General features: G+C 77.8%; 13 protein-coding genes and 1 tRNA gene. 6 read left to right on the top strand and 8 right to left on the bottom strand.

Annotated elements, in window-relative coordinates; all coding sequences use genetic code 11:
* Positions 1–21: 21 nt before the first annotated feature.
* Positions 22–891: a DUF559 domain-containing protein gene (locus AC2TDM_RS13570; protein ID WP_139224326.1), complete on the bottom strand. Its 870-nt coding sequence runs from the start codon at positions 889–891 to the stop codon at positions 22–24.
* A 347-nt stretch (positions 892–1,238) separates the two neighbouring features.
* On the opposite strand from AC2TDM_RS13570, the gene AC2TDM_RS13575 reads away from it, so the two are divergent.
* Positions 1,239–1,838, top strand: a complete 600-nt coding sequence (locus AC2TDM_RS13575; protein ID WP_484634971.1) for an isochorismatase family protein — start codon at positions 1,239–1,241, stop codon at positions 1,836–1,838.
* Between the two features lie 63 nt (positions 1,839–1,901).
* Here AC2TDM_RS13575 and rsmI read toward each other — a convergent pair whose 3' ends face one another.
* Positions 1,902–2,723 (bottom strand): 16S rRNA (cytidine(1402)-2'-O)-methyltransferase, encoded by an 822-nt coding sequence (gene rsmI, locus AC2TDM_RS13580; RefSeq protein WP_484636464.1) that lies wholly within the window; start codon positions 2,721–2,723, stop codon positions 1,902–1,904.
* A 269-nt stretch (positions 2,724–2,992) separates the two neighbouring features.
* Between rsmI and AC2TDM_RS13585 the strand changes: the two genes are divergently transcribed.
* The gene (locus AC2TDM_RS13585; protein ID WP_484634972.1) at positions 2,993–4,762 is read left to right on the top strand and encodes a dolichyl-phosphate-mannose--protein mannosyltransferase; all 1,770 of its coding nucleotides are present in this window, start codon (positions 2,993–2,995) and stop codon (positions 4,760–4,762) included.
* 34 nt (positions 4,763–4,796) lie between these two features.
* Here the strand turns inward: AC2TDM_RS13585 and AC2TDM_RS13590 are convergent, their stop codons facing one another.
* On the bottom strand, positions 4,797–6,119 hold the full coding sequence (locus tag AC2TDM_RS13590) for a glycoside hydrolase family 20 zincin-like fold domain-containing protein (RefSeq protein WP_484634973.1): 1,323 nt from the start codon (positions 6,117–6,119) through the stop codon (positions 4,797–4,799).
* A gap of 140 nt (positions 6,120–6,259) precedes the next feature.
* Between AC2TDM_RS13590 and AC2TDM_RS13595 the strand changes: the two genes are divergently transcribed.
* Together AC2TDM_RS13595 and AC2TDM_RS13600 are read left to right on the top strand one after the other, a co-directional pair.
* Positions 6,260–6,526: a GlsB/YeaQ/YmgE family stress response membrane protein gene (locus AC2TDM_RS13595; RefSeq protein WP_090031533.1), complete on the top strand. Its 267-nt coding sequence runs from the start codon at positions 6,260–6,262 to the stop codon at positions 6,524–6,526.
* Positions 6,527–6,732: 206 nt separating this feature from the next.
* Positions 6,733–8,034 (top strand): APC family permease, encoded by a 1,302-nt coding sequence (locus tag AC2TDM_RS13600; RefSeq protein ID WP_484634974.1) that lies wholly within the window; start codon positions 6,733–6,735, stop codon positions 8,032–8,034.
* Here AC2TDM_RS13600 and fgd read toward each other — a convergent pair.
* The 5 genes from fgd to AC2TDM_RS13625 form a co-directional block, all read right to left on the bottom strand.
* Positions 8,031–9,050 carry a glucose-6-phosphate dehydrogenase (coenzyme-F420) gene (gene fgd / locus AC2TDM_RS13605; RefSeq protein ID WP_484634975.1) on the bottom strand — a complete coding sequence of 340 codons (1,020 nt, stop codon included), beginning with the start codon at positions 9,048–9,050 and terminating at the stop codon, positions 8,031–8,033. The two genes, AC2TDM_RS13600 and fgd, sit on opposite strands and share 4 nt — an antisense overlap.
* 130 nt (positions 9,051–9,180) lie before the next feature.
* Positions 9,181–9,253: transfer RNA gene (locus AC2TDM_RS13610), tRNA-Ala, on the bottom strand.
* A gap of 60 nt (positions 9,254–9,313) precedes the next feature.
* The gene (locus AC2TDM_RS13615; protein ID WP_484634976.1) at positions 9,314–10,738 is read right to left on the bottom strand and encodes a hypothetical protein; all 1,425 of its coding nucleotides are present in this window, start codon (positions 10,736–10,738) and stop codon (positions 9,314–9,316) included.
* A 126-nt stretch (positions 10,739–10,864) separates the two neighbouring features.
* A complete protein-coding gene (locus AC2TDM_RS13620; RefSeq protein ID WP_484634977.1) occupies positions 10,865–11,470 on the bottom strand; it encodes a GNAT family N-acetyltransferase in 606 nt (201 codons plus the stop codon).
* On the bottom strand, positions 11,470–12,687 hold the full coding sequence (locus AC2TDM_RS13625; RefSeq protein ID WP_484634978.1) for a molybdopterin molybdotransferase MoeA: 1,218 nt from the start codon (positions 12,685–12,687) through the stop codon (positions 11,470–11,472). The genes AC2TDM_RS13620 and AC2TDM_RS13625 overlap by 1 nt, the downstream gene beginning before the upstream one ends.
* A 122-nt stretch (positions 12,688–12,809) precedes the next feature.
* Between AC2TDM_RS13625 and AC2TDM_RS13630 the strand changes: the two genes are divergently transcribed.
* Together AC2TDM_RS13630 and AC2TDM_RS13635 are read left to right on the top strand one after the other, a co-directional pair.
* Positions 12,810–13,541, top strand: a complete 732-nt coding sequence (locus AC2TDM_RS13630; protein WP_484634979.1) for a 5-formyltetrahydrofolate cyclo-ligase — start codon at positions 12,810–12,812, stop codon at positions 13,539–13,541.
* A 111-nt stretch (positions 13,542–13,652) separates the two neighbouring features.
* Entirely contained in the window at positions 13,653–14,105 is a 453-nt protein-coding gene (locus AC2TDM_RS13635; RefSeq protein ID WP_484634980.1) for an FmdB family zinc ribbon protein, read from the top strand.
* Positions 14,106–14,225: the final 120 nt, after the last annotated feature.

A 14,225-nucleotide genomic window follows, 5' to 3' on the forward strand; every position in this document is an offset into this window, starting at 1 on the left:
GCCACGTCCTGCCCGCGGGGGTCACCGGCGGGCCAGCCACGCGGTGTGGGCGAGCACCTCGGCCACCAGCGCCTGCGTGCCGTGGACCGCCTCGTCGAAGGTGTAGCGCAGCACGATGAGCCCCTGGGCGCGGGCGGCCCGGTCCCGCCGGCGGTCCTCCGCGAAGGCCCGGCGGTCGGAGTGGAAGGCGTACCCGTCGACCTCCACCACGACGCACCCCTCGACGAGCAGGTCCACCCGGCCGACGCCGGGGACCTTCGCCTGCGGCTGCACGCGCAGGCCCGCAGCCGCCAGGGCCAGCCGGACGAACGTCTCGGGCAGGGAGCCGGCCGACCCGTCGACCAGCGCCAGCACGTCGTCCACGGGGCGCCGGCTTCGGACCGGTCGTGCCGCGAGGACCTCGGCGCGGCTCACGAGGCGCAGGCGCAGCGCCGCGTCGACCGCCGCGACGGCCTCCCTCTGCGGCAGGCAGGCCACCGCGTGCACGAGGGCGACGGCCGGCGCCACGTGCGGCACGCCGTCGGCGTCCCCCGCGACCGGGGACCTCGCCGACGTCGACGCCCAGTGCAGGGCGACACCGGACCTCGCTCCTCGTCGCGAGCCACGGTGGGGAGCGAGCTCCACGTGCGGGACGAGCGTCCGGGACAGGAGCGGCACCCCTGAGGCCGCCAGCACCGTCAGACAGGTCAGCCTTCCACCCAACGCCCGGGCCGCGACCACCTCCCGGGCGGCGTCGGGCAGCGCGTACAGCCCCCTGCCGACCCGTCGCACGGCACCCGCCGCCGCAGCAGCAGCCAGCGCGCGCTCGCCGGTGCGGCCGCGGACGAGGTCAGCGGTGCGGGCGCACCCGCCGCGCTCGGCGAGCCGTGCCAGCAGGTCGTCCGTGCTCACGGGGTCGACCCTCGTCGCGTCCGCCGGGCCCACCACCGCCGACGGGGTCGGCCTGTGGACGATCCGAGCGGGGCAGAGACGGGGGACGGCTCGATGCCGCTCGAGAACCGCACGGCGCAGGGGCGAGGGCGGAGGCGAGGGCCGGGCCTCCGACGGTGCGACGCGCGCAGTCGGGCTGGCGGGTCGGTGCGGAGCGGAGAAAGACAGAGCCGACCCTGCGGCGTGTCAGCGGCGTGTCGGCGCCTTCAGAACGCACTCCGCATCCAGCCGCCACCGCCGCTCGCCTTCGGGCGAGGGACGAACCTGCAGACGGGCCGGCGGACGAGCGAGGGGCGGGTGGGGGCAGGATGGGGGTGAGGAGAGGAGGCGTCGTGCGGGCGCTGGTGGTGGTGGACGTGCAGCCGACGTTCTGCGAGGGCGGGGCGCTCGCGGTGCAGGGCGGGAACGCGGTGGCGGAGGCGATCGCGCGGTACGCCGCCGCGCACCGGGACCGGTACGGGCTGGTGGTGACGACGCAGGACTGGCACGTGGACCCGGGGACGCACTTCTCGGAGACGCCGGACTACGTCGACACCTGGCCGCCCCACGGCGTGGCCGGCACGGCGGAGGCCGAGCTGCACCCGGCGCTGGCCGACCTGGCGCCCGACGCCTCGGTCCGCAAGGGCGCGTACGCCGCCGCCTACTCGGGCTTCGAGGGCGTGGACGACGAGGGCCGCCCGCTCGCCGACCTCCTGCGGCACGCCGGGGTCACCGACGTCGACGTCGTCGGCATCGCCGAGTCGCACTGCGTCCGCTCGACGGCCCTCGACGCGCTCGCCCTCGGCCTGCGCACCCGCGTGCTCACGGACCTCACCGTGCCGGTCACGCCCGAGCAGGGCGAGGCGGCCCGTGCCGCGATGGCCGGCGCCGGCGCGCAGCTCGTGACCTCGGCGGACCTGGCGTCCTGACCGGCTGTCCCGTCCCGTCGGCCGCGGCCTCACCCAGCGGACGTCGTGCGGGCGGGCGTGGCGTCAGCGCGCCCGAGCCGCGAGGGCGGCGGCGTAGAGGTCGCGCTTCGGCACGCCCGCGGTGACCGCGACGTCGGCGACGGCGTCCTTGAGCCGCTCCCCGCCGTCGGCGCGCGCGAGCACCTCGGCGACGAGGTCCGTCGTGCTCGCCGGGGCCGGCACGGGCGCCCCGCCGACGACGAGGACGACCTCGCCCCGCACGCCGCCCGAAGCCCACGCCGCGAGGTCGGCCAGCGGCCCCCGCACGACCTCCTCGTACGTCTTCGTCAGCTCCCGGCACACGGCCGCCGGGCGCCCCGGCCCGAACGCCTCGACGAGCGCGAGCAGCACGTCGTGCGTCCGGTGCGGGGCCTCGAAGAGCACGATCGTCCGGCGCTCGGACGCCAGCGCCGCCAGCGCCCGGGCACGCTCGCCCGGCCGGCGCGGCAGGAAGCCCTCGAAGCAGAAGCGGTCCGTCGGCAGCCCCGACAGCGCGAGCGCGGTCAGCACCGCGCTCGGTCCCGGCGCCGCCGTGACCGGCAGGTCCGCGGCGACGGCCGCCGTCACGACGCGGTAGCCGGGGTCCGACACCGCCGGCATCCCCGCGTCCGTGACGACGAGGACCGTCCCGCCGCCGGCCACCACGTCGAGGAGCTCGGCGGCGCGGTCGCCCTCGTTGTGCTCGTGGTGGCTGACGAGGCGGCCGCCGATGGTCACGCCCAGCCGCGCCGCCAGGGCCCGCGTGCGCCGCGTGTCCTCCGCCGCCACCACGTCGGCCTCGGCCAGCAGCCGTCGCAGCCGTGCGGAGGCGTCCTCCGCGTTGCCGATGGGCGTGGCGGCGAGCACGAGGGCACCCCGGCCGTCGCGGCCGGGGACGACGAGGTCGTCGTTCCCGGCGTCGTCGGGATCGGCGTGGAGGTCGTTGCGGAGGTCACTGCCGAGGTCACCATCGAGGTCGGTCTCGAGGTCGGCGGCGACGCCGGTGTCGAGGTCGGCGGCGACACCGGTGTCGAGGTCGGCATCGCGCTCGTCGTCGTCGGGCCTCACCCCCGCAGCCTGTCACGTCCCGCCGCGGGCCCGACGGGCCGCCCGCCCCGCCCGCCTACCATGACCGCGTGCCGGACGAGACGCCGGGCCCCGCCGGCCCCTGGGAACCGACGCCCGCCCGTGCCTCGGCGCCCACGGACCCCGACGAGCGCGCGGCCGAGCACGACGGCGCCGCGGTCGGCACCGCCGTCCAGGCGACCGGCTCGGGCGCGGACACGCCCGTCGAGCCCGACCCCGTCCCCACACGCGACCGCCTCCTCCTGCGCCTGCTGGGCCCTGCGACCCTCGCCCTGGGCAGCACCCACCGGGACCGCGTCCTGGGCTGGGTCGGTCCCCTGGCCGTCACGGCGCTCGCCGCGGTCCTGCGGCTGTGGCACCTCGGGACGCCGGACTCGCTCGTGTTCGACGAGACGTACTACGTGAAGGACGGGTACGCCCTCACGCAGCTCGGCTACGAGGGCCAGTGGGGCGAGGACCCGAACCCGTCATTCGAAGCCGGCGACACGTCCGGCCTGTCGACGGCCGGCGAGTACGTCGTGCACCCGCCGGTGGGCAAGTGGCTCATCGGCCTGGGGATCCGGCTCGGCGGGGTCGAGCACCCGTGGGCGTGGCGGCTGTCCGCCGCGGTCGCCGGGGTGCTGGCGGTGCTCGTGCTGGCGCGCGTGGCGCGGCGGCTGCTGGCCTCGACGGCGCTCGGCACGCTGGCGGGCCTGCTCCTGGCGGTCGACGGCATGGCCATCGTCTTCTCCCGCACGAGCCTGCTCGACGGGTTCCTCATGCTGTTCCTGCTGTGCGGCTTCGGGTGTCTCGTCGTCGACCGCGAGGTGGCGCGCCGGCGGCTCGCCGACCGCGCGGCCGCCGTGCTCGACACGGGCGGACGCCTGGGTCTGGGACCGTGGCTGGGGTTCCGCGGGTGGCGCCTGGCGGCGGCGGTGCTGCTCGGCCTGGCCGTCGCGACGAAGTGGTCGGCGCTGTGGTTCGTCGCGCTGTTCGGTCTGATGACGGTGCTGTGGGACGCCCTCGCCCGGCGGGCCGTCGGCGTGCGGGCGTGGGCGTGGGCCGGGGTCTGGCGGGACGGCGTCGTCGCGGGCCTCGTCGTCGTCGGCACGACCGTCGCCGTCTACGTCGCCTCCTGGTCCGGCTGGCTCCTCACGGCCGGCGGCTACGGGCGGCGGTGGGCGGCGGACCACCCGGGCGAGGGGCTGACGTGGCTTCCCGAGGGGCTGCGCTCGCTCGTGCAGTACCACGTGCAGATGTGGTCGTTCCACACCGGCCTCACGACGCCGCACACCTACCAGGCGCACCCGCTCGGCTGGCTCGTGCAGTGGCGGCCGACGCTGTTCTTCTACGACCAGGACCTCGTCGCGCTGAGCCCGCAGGACGCGCTCGCGGCCTGCGGGGCGGAGCGGTGCACCTCGGCGGTGACGTCGCTGGGGAACCCGCTGACGTGGTGGCTCGGCACCGCGGCGTGCGTCGTCGCCCTCGTCCTGCTGCTGCGCTGGCGGGACTGGCGGGCCGGGGCGGCGCTGGCGGGCGTCGCGGCCGGCTGGCTGCCGTGGTTCGCCTACTCCCACCGCACGATCTTCGCCTTCTACGCCATCGCCCTCCTGCCGTTCCTCGTGCTCGTGCTCGTGCACGTCCTCGGCGTGGCGGTCGGTCCGCGCCCCGCGCCCGACGAGACCGCCGCCCTACGGTCGCGCCGCCTCGTCGTGCGGGTCGTGGCCGGGCTCGTCGTCCTCGTCGTCGCCGTCAGCGCGTTCTTCTACCCGGTCTGGACGGCCTGGACCGTGCCCTTCTCGTTCTGGCACTGGCACGTCTGGATGCCGGGCTGGACCTGACGGGGGGCCTGACGCGGCCCGGAGCGAGCTGACGTCAGCGCGCGGGCCGCCCCGACCCGGCGCGGCCGACCGGCGCCGCCACGGGCAGGCCCAGCCGGCGCCACAGCGCGGGCTGCGCGGCCAGCCGCCGCCGGACGCCCTCGGGGTCCCGGACGACGGCCGGGTCCCAGGCCACCGCCGCGAGCACCGGCAGGGCCGGCAGCAGGGCCGCCGTCAACGCGTGCAGGTCGCGCGGGGCGGGCCCGGGCAGCGCGCCGACGACGCCGACGACCCGGTGCGCCGCCGTCCCCGCCGCCGCGAGCGGGTCGAACGCCAGGAGGTCCTCCCAACGGGCGCGGTCCAGCGGCACCCGCAGGAGGACCCCGGCGGCGTCGGCCGGCACCGCCGCCAGGTCGACGGCCGCCGAGAACCCCGGGCCGACCGGCACCTCGACGAGAGCACCCGGCGGCAGCGGCCCGGGCACGACACCGGGCACGGCCCGCACCACCGGCTCCACCCCTGCGGCGGCCAGCCGGTGCAGCCGCGGCGCCAGACCCGGCCCGCTCTCGCCCGCGTGCCCCCAGCCGCCCGCGGCGGCGAGGGCCTCGGGCCCGGCGGGTCCTCCGTGCCGGGCGTCGTCCCCGGGCGCGTCGGTGCCGGCGGGCGCGGCGGGACGGCCGGACGCGGCGCCGTCGTCGGGCCCGTCCACCTCCGGCAGCACGCTGATGCCGCGGGCGTCGGCCAATGCGACGAGCGTCGCCCACTCCCCCGCCGCCGGGCCCCTCGGCCACGCCGCCAGCCGCAGGTGGAGGACGTCGAGCTTGTGCAGCGCCAGCAGCTCGACGAGGTGCTGCAGCGTCGCGAGGTCCGGCACGCCGGCGCGCACGTCGAGAGCCAGCGCCCGCCACCCGAGCACCGGTCGGTCCTCGACCTCGACCGCCGGCACCACCGCCGTCCCGGCCGGCCCGCGCCGCAGCAGCTGGCGCACCGTCGCGAGGGCGTGCACGAGCCCGTCCCGGGACCCTGCCGCCACCCGCACCCGCCGGGGGTCGGCCACCAGGCGGTAGGACCCGTCGGCGGGCACGTCGTCCACGAGCTCGAGCACCACCGCACCGGCCGCCGGGACCCGGCTGCCGGGGCCGTGACCGGCCACGTCCAGCCCCACGTCCCTGCCGCCCGCGGCGACCAGCGCACCGGCCCACAGCGTCCCCACGGCCACCGTGCCGGGGTCGTCCGCGACGACCACCCGCGTCGCCGACGAGAGCGCGAAACCGGCGCCCGCCAGGGGGCGCACCATCGCCGGCACCGGCAGCACCCCCGGTGCCCCGACGCCGCCACCACCCGCCGCGCTCGCCGCGCCAGCCGCCGTCCCCGTCACGACGTCACCTTCCCCCGTGCGGGGGCAGGCCGCCCGCTCGACGCGCGGACCGGCGCGGGTGGCCGTAATGTCCGATTCCAGCAGGACCCACCCGGGTTCGGCGGACAGGCAGTCGGACCCCGCACCGGAGGAGCACCACCATGACCGTCAGCGGCATCATCAGTGCCATCATCGTCGGCGCCATCATCGGCGCCCTCGGCCGGCTCGTCATCCGCGGTCGTCAGAACATCTCGATCCTCTGGACGATCGTCATCGGCATCGTGGCCGCCCTCATCGGCACCGCGATCGTCGGCCCGATGAGCGACACCAACGGCTTCGACTGGATCGAGCTCATCGTGCAGGTCGCGCTCGCCGCGATCGGCGTGCTCATCTTCTCGAGCCTGCGCGGGCGCGGCGCCACGCGCTGACCCGCCACGCCGTCGGACCCCGTGTCCGGCACCCCGAGGACCCCGGCCGCGGCACCCGCCGCCCGGGGTCCTCGCACGTCCGTGGTCCTCGCACGTCCGGCGCCCTCGCGTCCGGGGTCCTCGTTTGCCAGGCACGTGCCGGGCGTGACCCGCGTCGCCGCGGTCCGGCCCGTCCTCCCCGGCGCCGGTCGGGCAGGCTCTGCGGCATGACGCCCGACGAGGACCGCCGGCCGCCCGTCCCGCACCACGGCCGACCACCCGCGACGCCCACCACGCTCGCCCGGCGACTGGGGACCGGGGACGCTGTCGTCCTCGGCCTGGCGTCCATGCTGGGGGCCGGGGTCTTCGGCGCCTTCGGCCCCGCGACCGCCGCGGCCGGCGGCGGGCTGCTGGTCGCGCTGGCCGTGGCAGGGCTCGTCGCGACCGCCAACGCGACCTCGTCGGCGCAGCTCGCCGCGCAGTACCCCACCTCCGGCGGGACGTACGTGTACGGGCGCGAGCGGCTCGGCCCGACCGCCGGCTTCGTCGCGGGGTGGTCCTTCGTCGTCGGCAAGACGGCGTCGTGCGCGGCCATGGCGCTGACCGTGGCGGCCTACCTCGTGCCCGCGCCGGCGCAGCGACCGGTCGCCGCCCTGCTCGTCGCCGCCCTCACCGGCCTCACCTGCGCCGGCATCACGCGGACGGCCCGCGCGAGCCGCCTGCTCGTGACCCTCGTCCTGCTGGCGCTGGTGGCCGTCGTCGTCACCGCCCTCGCCGGGCCGGCCGCGCACGGGCCTGTCCTCGACGTCACCGGGTCCGGCGCGCTCGGCGTCCTCCAGGGCGCCGGCCTGCTGTTCTTCGCGTTCGCCGGCTTCGCCCGGCTGGCGACGATGGGCGAGGAGGTCCGCGACCCGGAACGCACCATCCCGCGGGCCGTGGTCACGGCGCTGGCGCTGGTCCTCGCGGTGTACGCCGTCGTCGCCCTGGCCCTGCTGCACGCGCTCGGCGTCGACGGGCTCGCCGGCGCGCCCGCACCGCTGCTGACGGTCGCCGCGGAGGGGTCGGCGGGCCTGCCCGTGCTCGTGCGCATCGGCGCTGCGGCCGGCGCGCTCGGCGCGCTGCTGGCGCTCATGACGGGGATCGGCCGCACGACGCTGGCGATGGCGCGCGGCGCCGACCTGCCGCGGACGCTGGCCGCCGTGCACCCGCGGTCGCAGGTGCCCGTGCGGGCGCAGCTCGCGCTCGGCGCCCTCGTGGTCGCGCTCGTGCTCGTCACCGACCTGCGCGGGGCGCTCGGTGCCTCGTCGGCGGGCGTGCTGCTGTACTACGCGGTGGCCAACGCGGCCGCGCTCACGCAGGAACGCGCGCACCGGCGCTTCCCGCGACCGCTGGCCGCCGTCGGCCTCGTCGGGTGCCTGGTGCTCGTCGCGACCCTGCCCGCGGACGCGCTCCTCGTCGCCCTGGCCGTGGTCCTCGCAGGCCTCGGCGGGCGCGCCCTCGTCGGGCGCGCCCGCTCCCGGACCCCCTAGCCGAGCGCGCGCAGGCGCGGGGCCAGGTCCTCCTCGAACGCCGTCAGGAACCGGCGCTGGTCGTCCCCGGGCGCGTGGAAGACGAGGTGCGTGAAGCCCGCGTCGACGTAGGGCTTGACCAGCTCCACCGTCTCGTCCGGGTCGCTGGAGACGATCCAGCGCTTCGTCACCTCCTCCAGCGGCAGGGCGTCGGCGGCCTGCTCCATGGCCACGGGGTCGGTCAGCGAGTGCTTCTGCTCCGGCGAGAGGGACAGCGGCGCCCAGAACCGCGTGTTCTCGCGGGCGAGCTCGGGGTCCCGGTCGTAGGACAGCTTGATCTCGATGGTGCGGTCGATGCCCGCCACGTCCCGGCCGGCCGCCTCGGCGCCCTCGGCCAGGGCCGGCAGCAGCTTCTCGGTGTAGAGCTCCATGCCCTTGCCCGACGTGCAGATGAACCCGTCCCCGGCACGCCCGACGTACTTGGCGACGACCGGGCCGCCCGCCGCGATGTAGACGGGGATGCCGCCCTCGGGCTTGTCATACACCGAGGCGTCGTGCGTCGAGTAGTACTCGCCCTCGAACGACACCCGCTCCCCGGCCCACAGCGCGCGCATGAGCGCCACGGCCTCCCGCAGCCGCGCGAACCGCTCCTTGAACTCCGGCCACGTCTGCTCGCCCGCGCCCTGGTACCCGGTCGCGATCTCGTTGAGCGCCTCCCCCGTGCCCACGCCCAGCATGACGCGGCCCGGGTAGAGCACCCCGAGCGTGCCGAACGCCTGCGCGATCACCGCCGGGTTGTAGCGGTAGTGCGGCGTCATGACCGAGGTGCCGAGCTGGATCGTCGACGTCCGCTCGCCCACCGCCGCCAGCCACGCGAGCGAGAACGGCGCGTGCCCGCCGGTGTGCCGCCAGGGCTGGAAGTGGTCGGACACGACGACGGACTCCATGCCGTGCCGCTCGGCCTCCACGCCGAGCTCGACGAGCTCCCGGGCGCCGAACTGCTCCGCCGACGCCTTGTACCCCAGCCTGACCGCCATCGCCCGTCCCTCTCGTCGTCCCTCGTGGTGCGGGCACATCCTCACACCGCGCACCGACACGTGCGGCACGACATCAGCCCGGGACGACCGGAGGCCGGACCCTGACGGGCCCGGCCTCCGGTGCTGCGGGTGGAGCTGAGGGGATTCGAACCCCTGACCTTCTCATTGCGAACGAGACGCGCTACCAACTGCGCCACAGCCCCGCGAGCGAGGAAAACCATAGCACCCGACGAGGGGCCGGACGCACACCCGGCAGGCAGCCGTCAGAGCCCCGACGCCCGACGACGCGCCAGGACGGCGTCCAGGTCGATGCCCCCGGTGGTGCGCGCCGCCGGCTCCGCCTCGACGACCGCACCAGCGCCCGCGCCGGACGCGTCCGCCGACGCACCGGCCGTCGCGGCGACGGCCGGCACGGCGTCCGTCAGGGGCTTGGGTTCGCGACGCGGGGCGGCGGCCTTCTGCGTGTAGGTCGGTCGCGGGACGGGGACCGGCTGCCACGCGTCCGCGCCCCCCGCGGACGCGGGAGCGGCTCCGGGGTCGACGAGGCGCCCGCCGACGACGGACCCCCCGCCCCCGACGGGACCGACGGCGGCGGAGGTGACGTCCTCCCCGTCGGGGGCCGACAGGGCGCCCGCCGACGATGCCGCGGCCGTCCCCAGCTCGTCCCCGCTCCGCACGGCGGTGCTGCCGGTCCGGCGGGGACGCTCCACGCCCTCCGCGGGCCGCCCCTCCGCACGCTGCCCCTCCCCGCGCACCGGTGCGAAGATCTCGGTGTCCGCCTGCGAGGGGTGGACGGCCCGCCCGACGACCGTCGCCCCGCGGCCCTTGCGACGCGCGGGGACGCCCTCGTCCCCGGGTGCTCCGAGCGGCTCCGCGGCCGCACCCGCGAGGCGCAGCTGCCACGCCGCCTCCGCGGCACGGCCCGCCACGACCGCCCGCCGGCCGAGGACGAGGACCCCGCCCAGCAGAGCGCCCGGCACGGCACCGGCCGGCCACGGGACCACGGCGGAGAGCGCGGCGACCAGGGTGCCCACGACGGTGAGCAGCAGCAGCGCACCGGCGAGCACGCCGCGCCGACGGGCGGCGGCGGCACGGCGCGCCCGAGCGGCGGCGTGCGCGGCCCGGGTCTGGGCGGTGCGACGCGCGGCGAGCGCGGTCGCGCGGTCGGCGGTGGCGTAGGGACGGTCCACGCTCGTCGCTCCTGTCGGGCCGGTGGCCCTGCTGGTCGATGTGCTGGTCGGTGTGCTGGTCGATGTGCTGGTCGACGTGCTCGTCGGAGTGCTCGCCGAGGTGCTCGTCGGGCTGCCTGTCGGTCTGCTCGTCGGCGCCGAGGTGGCGGGCGTCAGGAGGAGCGGCGCCGCGCCGTGCCCGAGCAGCACCGGGACCGTCGGCCCCGACCCCGCGCCGGGAGCGGTCCCGCGCGCGGGCGTCAGGAGCCCCGCGTGCGGACGTCCGGTGCCCCGGGCGCCCCGCCGCACCGCCGGCAGCTCGGGGGCCCGCCGACCGCCGCGCCGCGGTGCGAGCCGCCGACGGCGGGCCGAGACCGCGACGACCCGGAGGCCGTCGGAGAAGCGGTCGTCGGACCGCGCCTCCAGGAGCTGCTGACGGTGCCGCAGCACGTGCGGCACCGCGTAGGCCAGCCACAGGCCGACGACGCCGAGCGTCGCCAGGCCCGCGATCCCACCCACGCACCGACGGTAGGGGCGCGGCACGCGCCGGTCGGGGACGAGGGCGGCGTGTCGGTCCGCCCGCGCCACGACCAGCCCGACGAACCGCCCGACGACCAGCCCGACGACCCACGCGACGAGAGGCCGTCAGGCCCCGGCCGACCGCACCCGCCGCCACCGCTCGAGCAGCCCGCCGGGCACGTCCTCCACGGTGAGGGCGAAGGTCCGGTGGTCGCACCACGCGCCCTGGATGTGCAGGTACCGCTCGCGCAGGCCCTCGTTGCGGAAGCCGAGCTTCTCCACCACCCGCAGCGACGGCCCGTTCTCCGGGCGGATGTTGATCTCGACGCGGTGCAGGCCCAGGACGTCGAAGCAGTGGTCGGTCACCATCGCCACGGCGGTCGGGATCGTGCCGCGACCGGCCACGTGCTCGGACACCCAGTAGCCGATGGACCCCGAGCGCAGCGACCCGTACTGGATGGAGGAGACCGTCAGCTGCCCGACGAGCTCGCCGTCGAGGTCGACCGCGAACGGCAGCGTCGTCCCCGCGCGGGCCTGCGCGGACAACGACCGCACGAACTGCCCGAACGTCGGCCGCGGGCCCTGGACGAGCACGGGGCTCGTCGCGTCCCACCGCAGCAGCCAGTCGGCGTTGCGGGCCCGCAGCGCCATCCACGCGTGCTGGTCCCGCCACCGCAGCGGGCGCAGCCGCACCCCGCCCTCGACGAGGACCGCCGGCCACCCGGTGGCCATCAGCCCTCCAGCACGAGGCAGTGGACGACCTGGCCCACGCGCACGTCGGTGTCGAGCTCGTTGACGACCGCGAGCGCGTTGGCCTGCGCCAGGGCCGTGGTCGACGGACGGCCGGGGTCGCCGATCGGCGTGACGACGTAGCCCTCGTCGGGCGTGCCGAGCAGCGTGGCGGGCACGAACTGGCGCAGCCCGGCCGGGGAGGGCCACGCCGCCGTGGCCCGCGCCGCGACGGAGGGGCGGAACAGCTCCGTGTGCCCGCCGGCGGCCAGCAGGGCGGGCCGGACGAACACCTCGAAGGCGACCTGCGCCGCGACGGGGTGCCCCGGCAGCGCGAACACCGGCACGGGGTCGCCGCGGCCCACGTCGGCGCCGAGCGTCCCGAAGCCGTGCCGGCCGCCGGGCGTCATGGCGACCTGGTCCAGGCGCACGGTGCCGTACCCGCCCAGCACGTCCTTGACGGTGTCCTCGGCCAGCTCCGACAGCCCGCCGGTGGTGATGACGACGTCCGCGCGCACGAGCTGGTCCTCGAGGGCCTCGCGCAGCCGGGCGCGGTCGTCGGGGACGACGCCCACCCGGACCGCCGCCGCCCCGGCGTCCCGGACCGCCGCCTGCAGGCCGTGGCCGTCGGCCTCGAAGACGGCGCCGGCGGGGGCCTGCGGCCCGAGGACCGGCTCGACGAGCTCGTCGCCCACGGACAGCAGCACCACCCGGGGCGTGGGGTGCACCCGCACGCGCCCGAGCCCCGCCGCCGCGGCCAGTGCGATCGCCCGCGCGCCGAGCCGCGTGCCGGCGGGCAGCACGACCTCCCCCGCGCGCACGTCCGCGCCCGCGGGCCGCACGTGCCGCCCGGCGACGGACGGGCCCTGCAGCGCCACCCGCGCGGCGCCCCGGTCGGTCTCCTCGACGGGGACGACGGTGTCCGCGCCGACGGGCAGCGGCGCGCCGCTCGCCACGCGCACCGCCTGGCCGGGCGCCAGCCGCGCGGGCGCCGAGCCGGGACGGGCGTCGTGGGCCACGGGCAGCGTCGCCGCCCCGGTGTCGTGCGCCGCGACCGCGTACCCGTCCCGGCCGGCGGCGGCGACCGGCGGGACGTCGACGGCCGCGACGAGGTCGGCGGCGAGGATGCAGCCGGACGCGTCGGCCAGCACCACGTCGAGGGGCGCGACGGGTCCGACGGCCGCGAGGACCGTCGTGAGGTGGTCCTGCACCGATCGCATGCGGAGCATCATCGCCGACGGCGGCCGCACCCGCCCGGACGCCGCGCGCGGGGCGGGCGGAGGCGGGTGCGCGGGGCCGACCGTCCCGCGCCGGTCCCCGGCCGCCCTGCGACACTGGGGCCATGAGCAGAGGGGCCCAGCCGCACCCGGTCGTCCTCGACGGGGACGAGATCGAGGACGTCAAGGACCGGTGGCGCGAGGCGGTCCGGGAGACGCGTCGGCAGCGGTCGCCGCGGGCCCGGCAGGAGGCGGCGCGGGCCCTGGCCGCGGTGGTCACGGGGATCCCGGCGGTCGCCGACGCCGGCTGCGTGGCCTGCTACGCCGCGCGCCCGGGCGAGCCGGACACCGTCCCCCTGCTCGAGGCCCTCGCGGACCGCGGCGTGCGCGTGCTCCTGCCGGTGCTCGGGACGAACCTGCGCCGCGACTGGGCCGAGTACCAGGGCGCGGAGGACCTGCGCGAACGCGCGCCGGGGCGTCCGCCCGAGCCGTCGGGGCCCTCGCTGGGACCGGCCGCCCTCGCCGACGCCGACGTCGTGCTCGCCCCCGCGCTGGCCGTGGACTCGCGCGGGTCGCGGCTCGGGCAGGGCGGCGGGTGGTACGACCGCGTGCTGGCCGACGCCCGACCGGGCGTCCCGGTCATCGCGCTCGTGCACGACGAGGAGGTCTACGACGCCGCCGTCCACCCCGTGCCGGTGCAGCCGCACGACCGCGGGGTCGACGCGGTCGCGACGCCGTCGGGGTGGCGTCCGCTCGGGCAGGAGGGCCCGACCGTCGACGGGGAGAGCGACGGGGAGAGCGACGGGAAGGGCGACGGCAAGGGCGACGGGAAGGGTCAGGGCACCGGCGGGCGTTAGCATTGGCACTCGGACCGTGCGAGTGCCAACGGGCGCGGCCCGGCGGGCGCCCCGCCGGCCGGTGCGACCGGGCGCGCACGCCCCAGGCCCGACGACCCCGCAGGAGACACAGTGCCCACCTACGCCTACCGCTGCACGGAGTGCGGTCACGCGTTCGAGATCCAGCAGGCCTTCACCGACGAGTCGCTGACGGAGTGCCCCGCGTGCGCGGGTCGCCTGCGCAAGGTGTTCTCCGCCGTCGGCGTCGTCTTCAAGGGGTCGGGCTTCTACCGCAACGACGCACGGTCCGGGGCCTCGAAGGGCACGGGCTCGTCGTCCGGCGGCTCGTCCGGGGGCTCCTCCGGCAGCGGGTCGTCCGGATCCGGGTCGGACTCGTCCGGGTCGTCATCGGCCGCGGGGTCCTCGGGGTCCGGCACGTCGGGCTCGGGGTCGTCCGGCTCGACGAGCGCGTCGTCCTCGTCCGGCTCCTCGTCCGGCTCCTCGTCCGGTTCCTCGTCCGGGGGCGGACCCGGGTCCTCCGGCGGCGCGTCGTCCTCGTCGGGCGCCGCGAAGAAGCCCGCCTGACGCGTCGGGCCGCCGGGTCCTCCGGCTGCCTCCTGCCGGCGGGCAGCTCGCGCACGGGCGCGTCGAGCCGTCCCCAGTCCTCACCACGGGCGCTCGCCCCACGCGAGGTCCTGGGAGCGC

This window comes from Cellulomonas sp. plas2, assembly GCF_057221735.1.